The 17,287-nt window shown below is 65.4% G+C and carries 14 protein-coding genes; 5 read left to right on the plus strand and 9 right to left on the minus strand.

Features of this window, described 5'->3' with window-relative positions:
* Positions 1 to 58: 58 nt before the first annotated feature.
* From ACRVY7_RS02600 to sucC, 5 genes are all read right to left on the minus strand, one after another.
* Positions 59 to 649, minus strand: coding sequence for an RDD family protein (locus ACRVY7_RS02600; protein WP_431815878.1), 591 nt, complete (start codon positions 647 to 649; stop codon positions 59 to 61).
* On the minus strand, positions 636 to 1,367 hold the full coding sequence (locus tag ACRVY7_RS02605; RefSeq protein ID WP_049697890.1) for a hypothetical protein: 732 nt from the start codon (positions 1,365 to 1,367) through the stop codon (positions 636 to 638). The genes ACRVY7_RS02600 and ACRVY7_RS02605 overlap by 14 nt, the downstream gene beginning before the upstream one ends.
* A gap of 179 nt (positions 1,368 to 1,546) precedes the next feature.
* Positions 1,547 to 1,918, minus strand: a complete 372-nt coding sequence (locus ACRVY7_RS02610) for a PH domain-containing protein (RefSeq protein WP_049697889.1) — start codon at positions 1,916 to 1,918, stop codon at positions 1,547 to 1,549.
* Positions 1,919 to 2,013: 95 nt separating this feature from the next.
* Positions 2,014 to 2,916, minus strand: coding sequence for a succinate--CoA ligase subunit alpha (gene sucD / locus ACRVY7_RS02615; RefSeq protein WP_005207310.1), 903 nt, complete (start codon positions 2,914 to 2,916; stop codon positions 2,014 to 2,016).
* 14 nt (positions 2,917 to 2,930) lie between these two features.
* Positions 2,931 to 4,094 (minus strand): ADP-forming succinate--CoA ligase subunit beta, encoded by a 1,164-nt coding sequence (sucC, locus tag ACRVY7_RS02620; protein WP_049697888.1) that lies wholly within the window; start codon positions 4,092 to 4,094, stop codon positions 2,931 to 2,933.
* Positions 4,095 to 4,553: 459 nt separating this feature from the next.
* Between sucC and ACRVY7_RS02625 the strand changes: the two genes are divergently transcribed.
* Positions 4,554 to 5,726 (plus strand): M23 family metallopeptidase, encoded by a 1,173-nt coding sequence (locus tag ACRVY7_RS02625; RefSeq protein WP_431815879.1) that lies wholly within the window; start codon positions 4,554 to 4,556, stop codon positions 5,724 to 5,726.
* A gap of 79 nt (positions 5,727 to 5,805) precedes the next feature.
* Here ACRVY7_RS02625 and ACRVY7_RS02630 read toward each other — a convergent pair whose 3' ends face one another.
* Positions 5,806 to 8,322, minus strand: coding sequence for a UvrD-helicase domain-containing protein (locus tag ACRVY7_RS02630; RefSeq protein WP_431815880.1), 2,517 nt, complete (start codon positions 8,320 to 8,322; stop codon positions 5,806 to 5,808).
* Between the two features lie 36 nt (positions 8,323 to 8,358).
* Positions 8,359 to 10,362 (minus strand): hypothetical protein, encoded by a 2,004-nt coding sequence (locus ACRVY7_RS02635; protein WP_431815881.1) that lies wholly within the window; start codon positions 10,360 to 10,362, stop codon positions 8,359 to 8,361.
* A gap of 47 nt (positions 10,363 to 10,409) precedes the next feature.
* Between ACRVY7_RS02635 and ACRVY7_RS02640 the strand changes: the two genes are divergently transcribed.
* Both ACRVY7_RS02640 and pgi read left to right on the plus strand, forming a co-directional pair.
* Positions 10,410 to 10,778 carry a chorismate mutase gene (locus tag ACRVY7_RS02640; RefSeq protein ID WP_049698082.1) on the plus strand — a complete coding sequence of 123 codons (369 nt, stop codon included), beginning with the start codon at positions 10,410 to 10,412 and terminating at the stop codon, positions 10,776 to 10,778.
* A gap of 98 nt (positions 10,779 to 10,876) precedes the next feature.
* Positions 10,877 to 12,553, plus strand: coding sequence for a glucose-6-phosphate isomerase (gene pgi / locus ACRVY7_RS02645; RefSeq protein WP_431815882.1), 1,677 nt, complete (start codon positions 10,877 to 10,879; stop codon positions 12,551 to 12,553).
* A gap of 1 nt (position 12,554) precedes the next feature.
* Here the strand turns inward: pgi and ACRVY7_RS02650 are convergent, their stop codons facing one another.
* Positions 12,555 to 13,088, minus strand: coding sequence for a hypothetical protein (locus ACRVY7_RS02650; RefSeq protein ID WP_431815883.1), 534 nt, complete (start codon positions 13,086 to 13,088; stop codon positions 12,555 to 12,557).
* A gap of 18 nt (positions 13,089 to 13,106) precedes the next feature.
* Here ACRVY7_RS02650 and ACRVY7_RS02655 point away from each other — a divergent pair, with 18 nt between their 5' ends.
* Positions 13,107 to 13,772: a hypothetical protein gene (locus ACRVY7_RS02655; RefSeq protein WP_431815884.1), complete on the plus strand. Its 666-nt coding sequence runs from the start codon at positions 13,107 to 13,109 to the stop codon at positions 13,770 to 13,772.
* A gap of 82 nt (positions 13,773 to 13,854) precedes the next feature.
* The gene (locus ACRVY7_RS02660; RefSeq protein ID WP_431815885.1) at positions 13,855 to 16,560 is read left to right on the plus strand and encodes an HAD-IC family P-type ATPase; all 2,706 of its coding nucleotides are present in this window, start codon (positions 13,855 to 13,857) and stop codon (positions 16,558 to 16,560) included.
* Here ACRVY7_RS02660 and ACRVY7_RS02665 read toward each other — a convergent pair.
* Positions 16,541 to 17,284, minus strand: a complete 744-nt coding sequence (locus tag ACRVY7_RS02665; protein WP_431815886.1) for an SDR family oxidoreductase — start codon at positions 17,282 to 17,284, stop codon at positions 16,541 to 16,543. The genes ACRVY7_RS02660 and ACRVY7_RS02665 overlap by 20 nt on opposite strands.
* Between the last annotated feature and the right edge of the window lie 3 nt (positions 17,285 to 17,287).

Raw genomic sequence — 17,287 nt, forward strand, 5'->3', positions numbered from 1 at the left:
CCAACGCTAGTCGCCGACGACGCCTCGGTGGCTGAAGAAACCCGGCGAGTGAAGAACCTCAGCGCGAGTACACGACCCGCGTCCGCAGCACCAGGTCGGCGACGGATCGTCGTTTCCTATCGACGCCGGCCCACAGCAATCCGATGGCGAAGAGCACGCAGATCGCAGCCCGAATCGCAGCCACGGATGGGCGCAGACGATCACCCTTGCGGTTCACCACCCGAATACCCATCACGACGCTACCCAGCGTGCGGCCCGACACCGCCCAACACGTTGCCAGGTAGACGATCGACACGACGATGAACGCACCGACAGTGAAGAACCCGTTGGTGCTCGGCATCGAAAAGTCGTGAACGTTGTAGAGCAGTCGCGCCATCACGACGCCCAGGTAGATGGCACTCATGATGACCAGCACGACGATCAGGTCGATCACCGCACCCGCTCCGCGACTCACGATGCCCGCTGTCTTCGAGGTGTCGTGTACCGCGTGGGCCTTGCTCTTCCTGGCCTCTGCGCGGGCTGCGTGCTCGTCGGCGGTGGTGTCGGAGGGGTTGCTGCCGACGGACTCGTTGTGCGACTCGGGCTCAGAAGAATCGGGCTGGGACGAATCTGGCTGGGACGAATCGGGCTGGGATTCAGTCACGCTCACGGGTCTCCACCTCCGCAACCACTCGTCGCCGCAGCAGTCGACCGACCATGTCGGCGACGGCGTCGTCGGCACGCTCGCTGGTGCTGCGCACGTCGGTCATCACGTCCGCGGTCACCGACGTACTCGCCTCGCGGATGATCCCGGGAAGGTCGACGCCGTCGATGATGACGTCGGCGAGTCCGATGAGGTCGACGCGATTGATCACCGCGTCGACGTCCACATGCGAGACGGCACGGTCGAGGTCGACGGTGTCGATGATCGCGTCCAGGTCGACGGTCGCAATGACCGCCTCGATATCGACGCGCGCAACCGCAGCGTCCAAATCCACCCGCGCAACCGCCGCGTCGAGATCTACCCGCGCGACGGCGGCGTCCAGGTCCACCCGCGCGACGGCCGCGTCGAGATCGACGCGCGCGACGATGGCGTCGAGGTCGAGAAGGTCGACGATCGCGTTCATGTCGACCGACGCGATGATCTTGTCGAGGTCGACGTTGTCGAGCACCAGCGCGGTGAGGTCGATCTCGGACGTGAACACGTCGACGATCTCGCGGATCAGCGCGCCCATGCCGGTCTGCACACCCGCCGTTGCCAATCCGCTCGCCGAATCGACAACGTTGTGCGCGGACCGTCGCACATCACGAACAACCGAACCCGCCACGGGGACATGCTCAGCGGCGTCGAACACCGCCGACGCGGCGCGGAACGGGAGTTTCACCATGCCGGCGAGCGATACGCCGTCGACACTCGTCCCATAGCCACGATTTTGTCGCGCGCGAGCGTCACTGTTCACTGCCTGATTATCGCACCTGAAACACTGATGCGATCGGTTCCGAACCCTCGATTGCGATCGCTTTCGCACGTTAGACGGTACGAAAGCCGTCGGCGATGCGCGGATTGTCAGCCGAGGAGCACCGCGCTGGAGATCAGATGGTCAATCTTGCGTATATCCACGCCTTTGCCGAGCTTGACCTTGATATGCCCGGCCCGGGTCCACAGTTCCATCTCAGCGTTGAAATCGAGCATGCGCCCGGCGTTCTCGCTCGACCACATCGTGATCGACGAGTACGGCAGCGAGTAGATCTCAACCTTCTTACCGGTTAGTCCCTGAGCATCGCGAACGATCAACCGCTTGTTGGTGAAAATCGCCGAGTCTCGGAACGTCTTGTACGCGGCCCAGGGTTGCTCACCTTGCACCAATAGTGGACCGATATCTCCGGGAATCGGACACTCACTGACGAATGTCCATGCGGTGATAGCTGCGGTTTCCAAGTTGGATCCAATCGATAAGGCGACAAATACACATCGGGTACGACGCCGCGGTTGCGGCGTCGTACCCGATTGTGGTTTACGCGAAAGCTACGCGATCACAGATTCTCGTAGAGCTCGCGGGCCAGCTTGGCGGTCTCGCTCGGCGTCTTGCCGACCTTCACGCCCGCAGCCTCGAGCGCTTCCTTCTTCGCCTGAGCGGTGCCGGAGCTGCCCGACACGATCGCGCCGGCATGACCCATCGTCTTGCCCTCGGGAGCGGTGAAGCCCGCGACGTAGCCGACGACCGGCTTGGAGACGTTGGCCTTGATGTAGTCGGCCGCACGCTCCTCGGCGTCGCCGCCGATCTCACCGATCATCACGATGACCTTGGTGTCGGGGTCCTTCTCGAAGGCCTCGATGGCGTCGATGTGCGTGGTACCGATGACCGGGTCGCCGCCGATGCCGATGGCGGTCGAGAAGCCGAGGTCACGCAGCTCGTACATCATCTGGTAGGTCAGGGTTCCCGACTTCGAGACGAGACCGATCGGACCCTTGCCGGTGATGTTGGCGGGCGTGATGCCGACCAACGACTCCTCCGGCGTGATGATGCCCGGACAGTTCGGTCCGATGATGCGGGTCTTGGCACCCTTGTCGACGTTGTAGGCCCACGCGTACGCGGTGTCCTGCACCGGAACGCCCTCGGTGATGACGACGAGCAGCGGGATCTCCGCGTCGATCGCCTCGATGATGGCGTCCTTCGAGAACTTCGGCGGCACGAACGCGATCGACGTGTCGGCACCGGTCTTCTCGATCGCCTCGGCGACAGATCCGAAGACCGGCAACTCGATGTCGTTGCCGTCCTTGTCCTTGTGGGTGACGGTGGTTCCGGCCTTGCGCGCGTTGACGCCACCGACGACGTTGGTGCCCGCCTTGAGCATCAGCGCGGTGTGCTTGGTGCCCTCACCGCCGGTGATGCCCTGGACGATGACCTTGTTGTCCTTGTTCAAAAAGATCGACATTGATTCTCCGCCTCTTACTTGCTCGCCAGTTCGGCAGCCTTGTCGGCGCCTGAGTCCATCGTTTCGGCGAGCGTCACCAGGGGGTGATTCGCATCGGCCAGGATCTTGCGGCCTTCTTCGACCTTGTTGCCGTCGAGGCGGACCACCAGAGGCTTGTTGGCCTCGTCGCCGAGCTTGTTGAGCGCACCGACGATGCCGTTGGCGACCGCGTCGCACGCGGTGATGCCGCCGAAGACGTTGACGAACACGCTCTTGACCTGCTCGTCTCCGAGGATGACGTCGAGACCGGCGGCCATGACCTCGGCCGACGCGCCGCCACCGATGTCGAGGAAGTTGGCAGGCTTGACGCCGTTGTGGTTCTCACCCGCGTAAGCGACGACGTCGAGCGTGCTCATCACGAGTCCCGCGCCGTTGCCGATGATTCCGACCTGACCGTCGAGCTTGACGTAGTTGAGGTCGTTCTCCTTGGCCTTCTGCTCGAGCGGGTCGGTGGCGTCCTTGTCCTCGAACTCGACGTGGTCGGGGTGACGGAAGTCGGCGTTCTCGTCGAGTGTCACCTTGCCGTCGAGGGCGAGGATCTGGTCGTCGGGCGTGCGGACCAGCGGGTTGACCTCGACCAGCGTGGCGTCTTCTGCGACGAAGACCTCCCACAGCTTCGCGATGGTCACGGCAGCGGCGTCGAGCACCTCAGCGGGCAGATGGCCCTGCTCGGCGATCGATCGCGCGGTGGCGATGTCGACACCCTTGACGGCGTCGACGGGCACCTTGGCCAGCCGTTCCGGCTTGGTCGCTGCGACTTCTTCGATCTCCATGCCGCCCTCGACCGAGCACATCGCCAGGTAGGTGCGGTTGGCGCGATCGAGAAGGAATGAGATGTAGTACTCCTCGGCAATGTCGCTGGCTTCTGCCACGAGGAGTTTCTTGACGATGTGCCCCTTGATGTCGAGGCCCAGGATGTTTTCTGCGTTGGTCTGCGCGTCGTCAGGGGTCGCGGCGTACTTCACGCCGCCTGCCTTGCCACGCCCGCCGGTCTTGACCTGCGCCTTGATCATCACGGGCTTGCCGATTTCCTCGGCGATCGCTCGTGCATCGGTGGCGGAGTCGGTGACCCGACCGGGTGTGGTGGGAACCCCATGCTTGGCGAACAGTTCCTTCGCCTGGTATTCGAAGAGATCCATTCAGCTCACCATTTCGTCGTTGTGCCCGCTGATGTTGGGTGTAACACGGGCCATATCGGACTCTAAACCTGCCGGACACAGCCCTGTTGGGGGCCTGCGTGGCTTGTGCGGCAGATCACTCGTTCGGTCGGTGTCCCCATCGCGGGACACCGGCCATCGATCAGCGCACCACGCTCCTCGTATAGAGTCTGCCCTCGGCTCGCCGCACGCGGGCACGAAGTCGGGAAGAAGGGCGTAGCGCAACGGTTTTGGGCGAGGTTCGACATCTAGAACACCGTCTTTGCGATGGGTGTATGTACGGCCCTGACTCGTGACCCAGCTCACATTTGGGCGGGTTCTTACGGTCGATCGTTGGACTTGCCGCAATCGTTTCGTTACCGTCAGTCGAGCAGTACGGATCACGAATCGGTCACGAACGGTAACAAGATCGATATCGGGAACGAAGCAACAGGAATTGAGGTGGGCGACTTGGCGGAACGCGGAGCTCCGAGCAGGTCGACGTCGACGGTCGGCACCGTGACATCACGACGCGGCAGTACCTACGACGACATCCCAGCCGAGGAGATGACCGCGATCATCCCGATCGACGAGCTCGACTCGTACGATCCTTGGGCCACTGATACCGCCGAGCACGAGTACGCGACGGACGGCTTCGACCAGACCAGCTGGTCGCCTTCCACGTGGGACCCCTACTACCGGCCAACCCGCTCCGAACTGACGCAAGACATCCTCATCCCCGAGGGCGGATTCGAGGCGTATGCCGACGACCCCTTCGAGAGCGAGGGCGCGCAGCTCGATTCGTTCCCCTCCGACGCCGACCTCGACCTCACGCACAGCGGAGAGATCGACCTACGGCCCGCCGAAAAGCCGTTCCGCCAGATTCCTGAGCCCGGCCGCACCCGGACCCGCGGCAAGCACCGCCTTGCTGCACCGCCGACCGCCCTGCGCGGCGGTCGTGCCGCCCTCGTCGCGATGGCCGCAGGCGCAGCAGTGGCCGCGGCGGCCCACGCCGGCACCACCGAGAAGGCACCGGCACCCGCGACGGCTCCCACCAACACCGCGAACGTCGGCAACGCGGCTCCTGTCCCCGACCTGGGACCTGGCATCGCGGCACCCGACAACTCCTCGCAGGACATGAGCGTCTTCACCTCGCAGCTCGCAGAGGGTGAGCAGCTCGTCAAGGACGAGGCAGCGCGCAAGGCAGCAGCGAGCCGCCCGTACTACGAGTCACCGCTCCCCATGGGGCTCTACCAGTTCACCTCCGGCTTCGCGATGCGTTGGGGCAGCATGCACGGCGGCGTCGATTTCGCCGCCCCGCTCGGCACCCCGATCCACGCGGCAACCGACGGCGTCATCAAAGAAGCGGGACCGGCCTCGGGCTTCGGCAACTGGATTCAGGTGCAAGCCGCTGACGGCACCGTCACCGTGTACGGCCACATGTACTCGTCCGGCGTGCTGGTTCAGAAGGGTCAGACCGTCAGGGCAGGCGACGTGATCGGCCTCGTCGGGTCCGACGGTCAGTCGACCGGCCCGCACTGCCACTTCGAGGTCTGGAAGAACGGCACCACCAAGATCGATCCTGCCCCGTGGCTCGCCGAGCACGGCGTCCGGATGTCGGCCTACACGGGCTGATTCACCCCTCCCGGCCCTGATCTGAGGGCCACACCGCGCCTGCCCTGGTCTCCCTTGCGGTGACGACGCAGCGCGCGTGTCAGAGCTTGTCGCCCGGGATTCCGCCGGCGGTCAGCAGGGTGATACGACCGGTCTTGCCGCCGTAGTCGATGACCACTCGCTCGGTGGCACCGCTCCCCTCTTTGCCCACGACCTTCCCCATGCCGTACTTGGGATGGTTGTGTCGATCGCCGACGTCGAGGTGGATCTGCTTGTTCCGGCCGCGATTGGGGTCGGTCGAGTACTGCGAGCGACCGAGCGTGCGCGACGATCCGGCGTCGGATCGCCCGAAAACGCCTCCGGTGGAACCGAATCCACGCGCACCCCGCCTGGGCTCGGTGCGTCGCCAATCGATGAGATGCTGCGGGATCTCCTGCAGGAAGCGCGATTCCGGATTGGAGACGGGTTGCCCCCACGATGCGCGGGTCACCGAACGGGTCAGGTAGAGCCGTTCCTTGGCGCGGGTGATACCGACGTAGGCGAGTCGACGCTCCTCGCTCAACTCGGCCGGGTCGCCCAGGGCACGCATGTGCGGGAAATGGCCGTCCTCCCAGCCGGTGACGAACACGACCGGAAACTCGAGGCCCTTCGCGGTGTGCAGAGTCATCAGTGTGACGACGCCATCGCCCTCGTCGGGCACCTGATCGGCGTCGGCGACAAGAGCGACCTTCTCTAGGAATGCGGCCAGTGAACCGGGTTCTGGTTCGCCGTCGGTTCCGCCCAGTTCTTCGTCGCCAACCGCTTCGTCGTCGAAGTCGACGTCGAGTTCGGCTGCCTCCGTAATGAATTCGGCCGCGACGGAGATCAGTTCGTTCAGGTTGTCGAGGCGCGCGGCGTCTTGCGGATCGCTCGAGCCCTCCAGCTCCGCCCGATACCCGCTGCGGTCGACGATGGCGGCGACCAACTCGCCGATGTCAGCGCCCTCCTCCGTGGCATCGGACACGGTCGCCACGTCGGCGCCCGCGTCGTCGGCCTGCCCGAAGGTGGTCAAGAAGTCGCGACGCAATCCCTCGATCAGGTCGACGAATGCGCCGATCTGCTTGACCGCACGCGAATTCAGCAGCGCCACTTTGCCTTCGGCGCCGTCGAGCAGTGCCTGATAGAAGCTGACACCCGCGTTCTCGGCGTGCACCGCGACGCACGCCTCGGCGCGGTCGCCGATGCCACGGCGTGGCGTGTTGAGGATTCGGCGCAGACTCACCGAATCGTCGGGATTGGCGACGGTGCGCAGGTAGGCCACGACGTCGCGGACCTCCTTGCGCTCGTAGAAGCGGGTGCCACCGACCACCTTGTACGGAATGCCGTGGCGCACAAAGACTTCTTCGATGGGTCGTGAGCCGGTGTTGGTTCGGTAGAACACGGCGACGTCGGAGTACTTGTACGACTCCGAGACTCCGCCGATGGTGTGGTCGGTGAGGCGTTCGATCTCGGTGCCGATGAACATCGACTCGTCGCGGTCGGAATCCGACACGTATCCGACGATCAGTTCACCGTCGCCCGAATCCGTCCACAGCCGCTTCTCACGTCGATTCGGATTGCGCGCGATGACCGCGTTCGCGGCGGACAGGATGGTCTGGGTTGAGCGATAATTCTGTTCCAGCAGAATGGTTTCCGCATTCGGGAAGTCGCGCTCGAACTCCTCGATGTTGCGAATCGTCGCACCGCGGAATGCGTATATCGACTGGTCGGCGTCGCCGACGACGCACAGCTCCGACGGCTCGACGGCGCGAGCGTCAGGCTCGTCGTCGGAGTCGTCTGAAGTGCTGCCGAGCACCAACTCGCGGACCAGGACGTACTGCGCGTGGTTGGTGTCCTGGTATTCGTCGACCAGTACGTGGCGGAAGCGTCTGCGGTAGTACTCGGCGACCTCGGGGTGACGTTGCAGCAATCCGACCGTCTCGCCGATCAGGTCGTCGAAGTCGAAGGCGTTCGCGGTGCGCAGCCTGCGCTGGTATTCGGCGTAGATCTGCGCGATCGCCTGCTCGGTCGGGTCGCCTTCGGCCGTCGCGGTGATGGCTTCTTCGGGCTTGACCAGTTCGTTCTTGTAGTTCGAGATGATCACCGACACCCCGCGCGGCGCGAACTTCTTGGGGTCGAGGTCGAGATCTCGGATGATCATGCCGAGGAGTCGTTTGGAGTCGTCGGCGTCGTAGATCGAGAAGTTGGAGTTACGCCCCTCCAGCAGCGCCGACTGTGCGCGCAGGATGCGCACGCATGTCGAGTGGAAGGTCGAGATCCACATGAAGTTGGCGCGCGGACCGACGAGGCCGATGACGCGTTCGCGCATCTCGGCGGCCGCCTTGTTGGTGAAGGTGATCGCCAGCACCTGCCCGGGCGATACGTCACGCTCGGCGAGCAGGTACGCGATGCGTCGCGTCAGCACCGCCGTCTTGCCCGACCCCGCGCCCGCAACGATCAGCAGCGGCGAGCCGGAGTGCAGCACAGCCTCACGCTGCTGCGGATTGAGCCCTGCCAGCAGACGCGCGGACGCGTCGTCGGGGCTTGCTGCCGGGGCGCGGCCGGCGGGCGTGGCGGAGGTGCGGGTGGAACTGGTCATCGAGAGTTCAGGTTACTCGCCGCCACCGACAGACAGTCAGCCCCCGAGCAGGCGCGCGTCCACAACCTCACCCACGCGCCCGTCCCCGGTGTGCAGCGCGAGGCCGGGCGTGAGCGGCTGAACGTCGAGTTCGGTGCCGCGACCGCCCAACTGCACGTAGACGACGTGCAGACCAGCCGTCACCGGCACGGTGACCGGTGCCCCACCGTCGAGCGAGAAACGCACCTGCCCAGCGGAATTGGCGCAGTATCCCAGAGCGATGGTCCATTGCCACTGGATCAGCGGACCGTCGAGTTGGAGTCGACTCGGGCCGTCGAGTTCGGGACGCGCACACGACCCGCGCCCGGCTTTGATCGCGCGCCGCGGCGTCACGGCACCGGGGACCGCGTTGCCCGAATTGTCGAGCACGATGAGACGGTCGGTGTGGGTGCCGAATGTCGGCCGATCGCGCAGCTTGCCGAAGGTATGACTGATCTGGTTCTCCGGATAGGCGACCGGGAGCAGCACTTCGAGGGGTAGCGCCTGGTCGAACATCGTCGTGTCCTTGTTCGCGGCCAGGGCGCGCTTGGCGTTCGCGAGATACGGACCGGTCGGATCGTCATTCCACGACGCCGAGTAGGCCGCGGTGGAGATGATCGAGGACGCGACAGCGAACGCCACCGCCATGACCCCGGCGAGCAGTAACGGCGACGTACCCGCCTCGCGCGCGTGCCGCGCGGCACCCCGATCGGTGCCATCCGGCTCCGACGCCCCGATGGACGCACGAAGCGGCGAGACCAGGAGCAGCGTGAAGGCCAGGGCCAACACCAGCGCGGCGTCGGGTAGATAGCGCATCGTCTGTGCGAGTTCGAGAGCAGTGTTGGCGCTCGACCGATTCCACATGGGCGGGATCTGCACGACCACCACGTACAGCGCGACGGCAATGAGTACGCCGATAGCACCGACGCGCGTCCTGATCGCCCAGACGACGAAGCCGGCAACCACGATCCAGCCGAGGACGATCATCCAGATCGACGGGAATCCCATGGGTGGAGAAGGCACCCAGCGTTCCCAGTCCCACGGACCTCCGACCAGGGAGGGCACGAGTGCCTTGTTGATCGAGCGCCACACGAGTTGCGCGGTCTGCGACACCGAGTGCGTTCCCGCCGTCGCGTCGGAGACCGAGAAGTAGACGATGACCCACACCACGAAGACGACGGTCAGCGGCGTCCAGAGAGGGCGCCCACGCGTGAAGGCTGTGATGAGCGGGGTGCGCGGGAGCGCGGAGGCAGTGCGGTCGGCAGACTCCCCGGTGTCGTCCGAGGGTGCTTCGGTGCGGTCGAACCGCGCAACCAGCACCGCCGCGATGAAGGCCACCGGCAGGATGAACAGCGACTTCTCGAAGAAGGCGAGCGCGACGACGAAGATCACCGTCGACCGGATGACGACGAGTCGTCGCGACGACTCGGGGACGCGACCGGTGCACAGCAGCACGGCGTCGGCGACGATCCAGGCCATCGCCGCCTGCATCGGCAGCGAGTTCAGGCCGGCGGCCCACCAGATGTACGCGGGCACGGTCAGCGGAGTGAACAGGTAGAACGCCAGAGCGGCCAGCGCGCCCACCTCGAGCGCGGGCCGTCGACGACCCGCACGGTCACCTCCCGCCGCCGATCCCACCACGCGAATCATTCGCCACACCGACAGCGACGCGAGCGCCTGCAACACGACCAACGTGACAGCCGGGATGACCCAGTTGACCGGCGCTGCCAGCGTCGAGAGACCAGCGACCAGGAAGGCTGCGGGCATGAAGTGGCCGTCGTGACTCTGGCCCAGGTAGTCCCACGACCAGATGGGCACGGTCGACGCACGGCCGATGAGGATGAGGTCGTCCCAGTAGAAGTTGCCGGTCGCGACCAGCCACGCGCGGACCACCAGATGCGCGACGATCAGCACGATCGCCGCCACCGTGGTGAGCGAACCGATCCGGCCCGCGAGGGATCGGTGTCGATGCGGCTCGTCGGATGTGTGTGACTGCGACGTCACCGTCGGGCTGCTCGGCATGGGATCTAGTAGAACCGCCGCGGGTGGCGCGTGGCAAAATCACCCCGGTGAGCGATGCGAGCAACGATCAGAACCCTGCGACGACACCCGACGCCGCGTCGGACGTGCCGGTGCCGTTCGAGGAGACGATCGATCTCGAGTACTACCGCCTCGACCCCTCCATCGACGACCTGTCAGACGAGATCGACGACCTGCGGGTCGAGATCGACCGCCTCGACGCGATCATCCTCGCCGCGATCAAGCGCAGGACCGCTGTGTCGAAGAAGGTCGGCGCAACCCGAATGGCGTCGGGTGGCCCGCGGCTGGTGCATTCGCGCGAGGTGAAGGTCATCGACCGGTTCGCCGCGCTCGGCCAGGAGGGCCACACGCTGGCCATGCTGCTGCTGCGTCTCGGCAGGGGTCCCCTCGGCCGCTGACCGCCCGCGGGTTCGCGATTAGTGAACCATCGGTTACGAGACGTCTGTCTGCCCTCTTATCGAGTACGCGCCACGCCGTGAAGACCTAGTGTTGGTTCATGGGCACCGACGTCTCGCGCAGCGGCAAGGACATCACCACTACTCAACCCTGGCAGGCGTTGGAGGCTCACAAGCCGATCCTCGCCGAACGCCATCTCCGGGAGTTGTTCGCCGACAACCCCTCCCGTGGGCGCGAGCTCACCATCGACGTCGGTGATCTGCACATCGACTACTCCAAACACCGAATCGACGCCGAGACCATCGAGCTCCTCCTCTCGCTCGCGCGTGAAGCAAATCTCGAACAGCACCGCGACGACATGTTCGCAGGCGTGCACATCAACACCTCCGAAGACCGCGCGGTCCTGCACACCGCGCTCCGCCTCCCCGCCGACGCGCAACTCGTCGTCGACGGCCAGGACGTCGTGCACGACGTCCACGAAGTGCTCGACGCGATGGGCGCATTTACCGACAAGCTGCGCAGCGGAGAGTGGAAGGGCCACACCGGAAAACCCATCACCGACGTCGTCAACATCGGCATCGGCGGCTCCGACCTCGGGCCCGTCATGGTGTACGGCTCGCTGCGCCACTACGTCGATACCGACATCCGCTGCCACTTCGTGTCCAATGTCGACCCGGCCGACATGGTCGCGGCACTCGCCGACCTCGACGCCGAGCAGACGCTCTTCATCGTCGCGTCGAAAACCTTCACGACGCTGGAGACGCTGACCAACGCGGCCGCCGCCAAGCGGTGGCTGCTGGACAAACTCGGCGCGGGTGAGGACGCGGTCGCCAAGCACTTCGCCGCCGTCAGCACCAATGCGGACGCCGTGTCGAACTTCGGGATCGACCCGGTCAACATGTTCGGCTTCTGGGACTGGGTGGGCGGCCGCTATTCGGTGGATTCTGCGATCGGTCTCTCGGTGATGGCGGCGATCGGCAAGGAACGCTTCGCCGAATTCCTCGGCGGATTCCACACCGTCGACACTCATTTCCGTACGCAGCCGCTGGAGAGCAACGCGCCCGTGCTGCTGGCATTGATCGGATTCTGGTACTCGAACTTCTGGGACGCACAGTCGCGGGTGGTGCTCCCCTATTCGAACGACATGGCACGCTTCGCCGCGTACCTGCAGCAGTTGACGATGGAGTCCAACGGCAAGTCGGTCAAGGCCGACGGCGAGCACGTGACCACCGACACCGGTGAGATCTTCTGGGGCGAGCCGGGTACCAACGGCCAGCACGCCTTCTACCAACTGCTCCACCAGGGAACACGTCTGGTGCCCGCCGACTTCATCGGCTTCGCCAACCCCACCGATGATTTGCCCACAGCCGATGACACCGGCTCGATGCACGACCTGCTGATGAGCAACTACTTCGCGCAGACCAAGGTGCTGGCGTTCGGAAAGACCGCAGACGAGATCAGAGCCGAGGGCGTCGACGAGAAGGTGGTGCCGCACAAGGTGATGCCCGGCAACCGCCCGTCGACGTCGATACTCGCGTCCGAACTGACCCCGTCGGTCATCGGTCAGTTGATCGCGCTCTACGAGCATCAGGTGTTCGTCGAGGGCACGCTGTGGGGCATCAACCCGTTCGACCAGTGGGGCGTCGAACTCGGCAAGACGCAGGCCAAAGAACTTCTGGGCGTCATCACCGACGCCGAAGCGCCTGCGCAGCAAGCTGATTCGTCGACCGACGCACTGGTGCGCTGGTACCGCACCGAGCGCGGACGCAAGGCCTGAGTCAGGACCAGCGCTCGTCGTCGAACACCTCGGGCGGGATGTCGTCGCCCGGTTGGACTCCGAGCGCCTCGAGTCGACCCATGAGCGCGGCGGCGACCGCAACGTAGGTGATGAGGTCCTGCGGTTCGTCGGCGCGTTCAGCCGGATCGCCACCGAGGAACTCGAGTACCAGCGGCGGCACACAGTCGCCCATCGCGAGTTCACGGGTGCCGGTCGCAATCCGCCAGGCGTCGAATCCGGAGACGTCGACGGCCTCGGCGATCTCGCCGTCGCGAACCGCCGCGAGTACCTCATCGAGAGTGGCCAGCGGTCCCGACGCTCCGCTCGACGGGTCGAAGCCGACGACGGTATCGGGTGCGAGTTCCTCATCGTCGTCGAGGGTGAAGTAGACGATCCCGCGCCAATCCGCGCCGACCGCGGTGATGTCGTCGCGGCCGAAGATCGACTCGAGTAGTTCACTCGTGTCGTCGACTCGTCGTCGTGAGAAGAGTGCGAACGCGCCATTGGCGACCACTTGCCCCTGTGTGGAACCCACATCCGCTACCTTACGCACGTGAGGACTACCGTTTTGCGGCCGCGACTGCTCGTGGTGTCGCTGGCCTGTGCCGCGGGCGTGCTCGGCGTCGCGGCATGCTCGTCCGACTCCGGTGGTACCGCCGAATCCGCGACGTCGGTGCCCCGATCAGCGGCCGTGACCGTCGCACCCGGGCAGCAGCATCCGCGCACCGCACCCGGAACAACGCTCGACTTCGGTGCCTCGGCGTCGCTGCCCGCCGACGCCTATCGTGCGGGCGGGTCGACGGCGTTGTACACGGTCACCGGCATCACACAGGGCAAAGACGTACCCAGCGCGCAAACCCGTGGCGGCACAGCATATTTCGTCTACGTCACAGTGACGTCTCTGGCACAACGGCCGGCGCCCGCCCCCAAGGTCCTCGGCCTCGCCGGTTCTGCGGATGGACGCACCGCGGCGCTGACACTGCCGCCGTCGACCTCACTGAAGGACTGCGCCAACCCGAAGCCCCCCGAGACGATGCGTCGCGGCGAGTCGTACGCCACCTGCCTCGTCGCCTACGCCGATGAGGGGCAAAAGCTGACTCAGGTCATCTACTGGGCCGACACCACCGGCGACGACTCGCTCGACTACAAGCAGGCGCCCGTCGTGTGGCGCAATCCGGCCGACGTCGCCAGCAGTTCTCCCGCGCCACCCGCAGGCTGAGCCGCACAGCCGACGTCGCCTATTCGGATTAGAGTCTGGCTAAGGGGCAGCGAGCGCGATGACGGTCTGAGAGGTCTCCACGGTGACGACAACAGATGCGGTGCTGACCGATTCGCACGCCGTGGGACGCTCGGAGGTCCTCGCAGCGCTTGATACGTCCGCGCAGGGCCTGACCAGTGCCGACGCGACACAACGACTTGAGCACGTCGGCCCCAATCGGCTCGCGGCCGCAAAGACTCGACCGGCGGTGCTGCGCTTCGCCGCGCAGTTCAACAACATCCTGATCTACATTCTCATCGGCGCAGGTGTGCTGAAGGCGATCCTCGGCGACTGGATCGACTTCGCGGTCATCGTCGCGGTCGCGGTGATCAACGCCGTCGTCGGGTTCGTCCAGGAGGGCAGGGCGGAGAGCGCACTCGCGGGCATCCGGAACATGCTGTCGCTGCACGCGCGGGCCCGCCGCGATGGCGAGTGGGTCGACGTCGACGCCGAGAACCTCGTTCCGGGCGACGTCGTGTCGATCAGGTCGGGCGACAGGGTGCCCGCCGACATGCGGCTGCTTGAGGCGACGAATCTGCGTATCGAGGAGTCGGCGCTGACGGGCGAATCCGTCCCCGCCAGCAAAGACACGCTCGCCGTCGACGTCGACGCAGGCATTGGCGACCGACAATCGATGGCGTACTCGTCCACCATCGTCTCGGCCGGCACCGGCGTCGGCGTGGTCACCGCCACCGGACCGTCGACAGAGATCGGCCGAATCCAGTCGATGATCTCCGACATCGAGCAGGTCGATACCCCACTGACCCAGCGCCTCGAGAAGTTCGGAACACAACTCTCCCTCGGCATCCTCGGCCTTGCCGCGGCGATCATGGTGATCGGCAAGGTCATCCACAACTTCACCATCGACGAGTTGATCTCGGCCGCAATCGGTTTCGCTGTCGCAGCAATCCCCGAGGGACTTCCCGCCGTCGTCACGATCACGCTGGCGCTCGGGGTGCAGCAGATGGCACGACGACACGCGATCACACGCAAGCTCCCCGCGGTGGAAGCACTGGGCTCGGTCAGCGTGATCTGCTCCGACAAGACCGGCACGCTGACGCAGAACGAGATGACGGTGCGCACCGTCGTCACAGGCACACAACGCTATTCCGTCGACGGCACCGGCTACGACCCGAGGGGATCGATCACCGCGGACGGACAGGTCGCATCGCTGAGCGCGGATCCCGACCTCGCACTGTTCGTCGAGACCATGGCGCTGTGCAACGACGCACGAGTCGCCGAGGTCGACGGGCGCTGGCAACTCATCGGCGAGCCGACGGAGGGCGCGCTACGGACTCTGGCCCTCAAGGCCGGGTTCGACGCCGACGTCGCGCGGATCGGCGAAGTCCCGTTCGAGTCGCAGAACAAATTCATGGCCACGCTCTCGGATCTACCCGACGGCGGGCGCACCATTCTCGTCAAGGGCGCTCCCGACCGCCTACTCGACCGCAGCGAGTTCGAATTGGACGAGCACGGTGAACTCCGGCCTCTCGACCGACCTCGCTGGGAGCGCGTCATCGACGAACTCAGCGCGCAGGGACTGCGTGTGCTCGCCGCGGCACGACGACCCGCACCCGACGCCGACTCGTTGACACTCGACGACGTCGATCATGGACTGACATTCCTGGGCGTTGCGGGCATCGTCGATCCCCCACGGCCCGAGGCGATCACGGCGATCGCCAACTGCCACAGCGCAGGAATCCGGGTCAAGATGATCACCGGCGATCACGCGGGCACCGCACGCGCGATCGCGGCGGAAATGGGCATCATCGACGATCCGGCCGCTCCGGTGCTCACCGGCGCCGACCTGCAGAAGATGAGTCAGACACGGCTGCGCGAGGTGGCCGGTGAGGTCGACATCTACGCGCGCACCAGCCCCGAGCACAAGCTGCGGATCGTCACCGCACTGCAGGCACAGGGTGAGATCGTGGCGATGACCGGCGACGGTGTGAACGATGCGCCGGCACTGACCCGCGCCGACATCGGTGTCGCGATGGGCATCAAGGGCACCGAGGCCACCAAGGAGGCCGCGGGCATCGTTCTTGCCGACGACAACTTCGCGACCATCGAGCGTGCGGTCGAGGAGGGTCGTCGGATCTACGACAACATCCGCAAATCCATCCTGTTCCTGTTGCCGACCAACGGCGCGCAGTCGCTGGTCATCCTCGTCGCGATCCTGTTCGGATTCTCGCTTCCGTTGACGCCCGTCCAGATCCTGTGGGTCAACATGATCACTGCCGTGACCCTTTCGCTCGCATTGGTTTTCGAGCCTGCCGAACCGGGGATCATGTCGCGATCGAGACGGTCGACCGACGGTCCGCTGATCGCACGCGGCGACCTCGCGATGATCACCTTCGTCTCCATCCTCGTTGCCGCCGCTGCGATCTCGGTGTACTTCGTGGCGAAGTCGGACGGGCATTCCCTGGCCATTGCCCAGACGGCCGCGGTCAACATGCTCGCGCTCGGCCAACTGGCCTACCTGTTCAACTGCCGATACCTCAGTGGTTCGAGCCTCAAAGTCGGTGCGCTGCGCGGCAACCCGATGGTCTGGTACACGTCGGCAGCACTCATCGTGCTGCAGTTGGTGTTCATCTACGCGCCGTTCATGCATACGTGGTTCGGGTCCGCTCCCCTCACCGGCGTCGGATGGGGCGTCACCATCGGACTGGCCATCGCGATCTTCTTCATCATCGAAATCGCGAAAGCCGTTGCGCGACGATTCGAATCGGTCAGATCATCCGACGCGTGACAAACGCGGGCAGATACTTCAGTGCCGCGGCGATCGGAGTCCACGGCCACGGCGGCACCGGCGAGTAGCCTCTTTCGGCCTCGATGGCCTTGACCATCGCAGCGACTCCAGACTCGGTGTCGGCCATCAGCGCGGTCTTCACCCCGCGATTGATGTCGGTCTCAATGTAGCCGGGCGCGACGACCGAGACCGTGATCGGCGAGTTGACGAGTTCTGCCTGCAAACCCTGCCCGATCGCCGTGACACCCGCCTTCGACGCCGAGTACGCGGTCTGCGCCTTGGGAAGTCCACGGATTCCGCTGATCGAACTGACCAGCACCAGATGGCCGTGGTTCTGCGCGCGGAAGATCTCCATCGCGGCCTCGGCCTGTGCGAGCGCTCCGACGAGGTTGGTCTGCACGGTCTCGATGTTGGCGTGCGCCTTGCCCGTCCCGATCGGGGCACCCTTGCCCAGCCCCGCATTCACGATCACGCGGTCGAGACCGCCGAGTTCGTCGCGCAGCTTGCCGAAGACGACGGGCACGGCGTCGACGTCGGTGACGTCGAGTGCGCTGACGGCGACCTGCGACGCACTCGGCCGGAGTTCGTCTGCGAGGGTCTCGAGGCGGTCGAGGCGTCGGGCGGCCAGGGCCAGCGAACGGCCCCGCGCGGCGAACTCACGGGCCATGCCCTCGCCGAGCCCCGAGCTCGCGCCGGTGATCAGGATCTTCTGTCGGATCGTCACGCA

The sequence above is a fragment of the Gordonia jacobaea genome (assembly GCF_965344965.1).
Taxonomy (GTDB): Bacteria; Actinomycetota; Actinomycetes; order Mycobacteriales; family Mycobacteriaceae; genus Gordonia; species Gordonia jacobaea.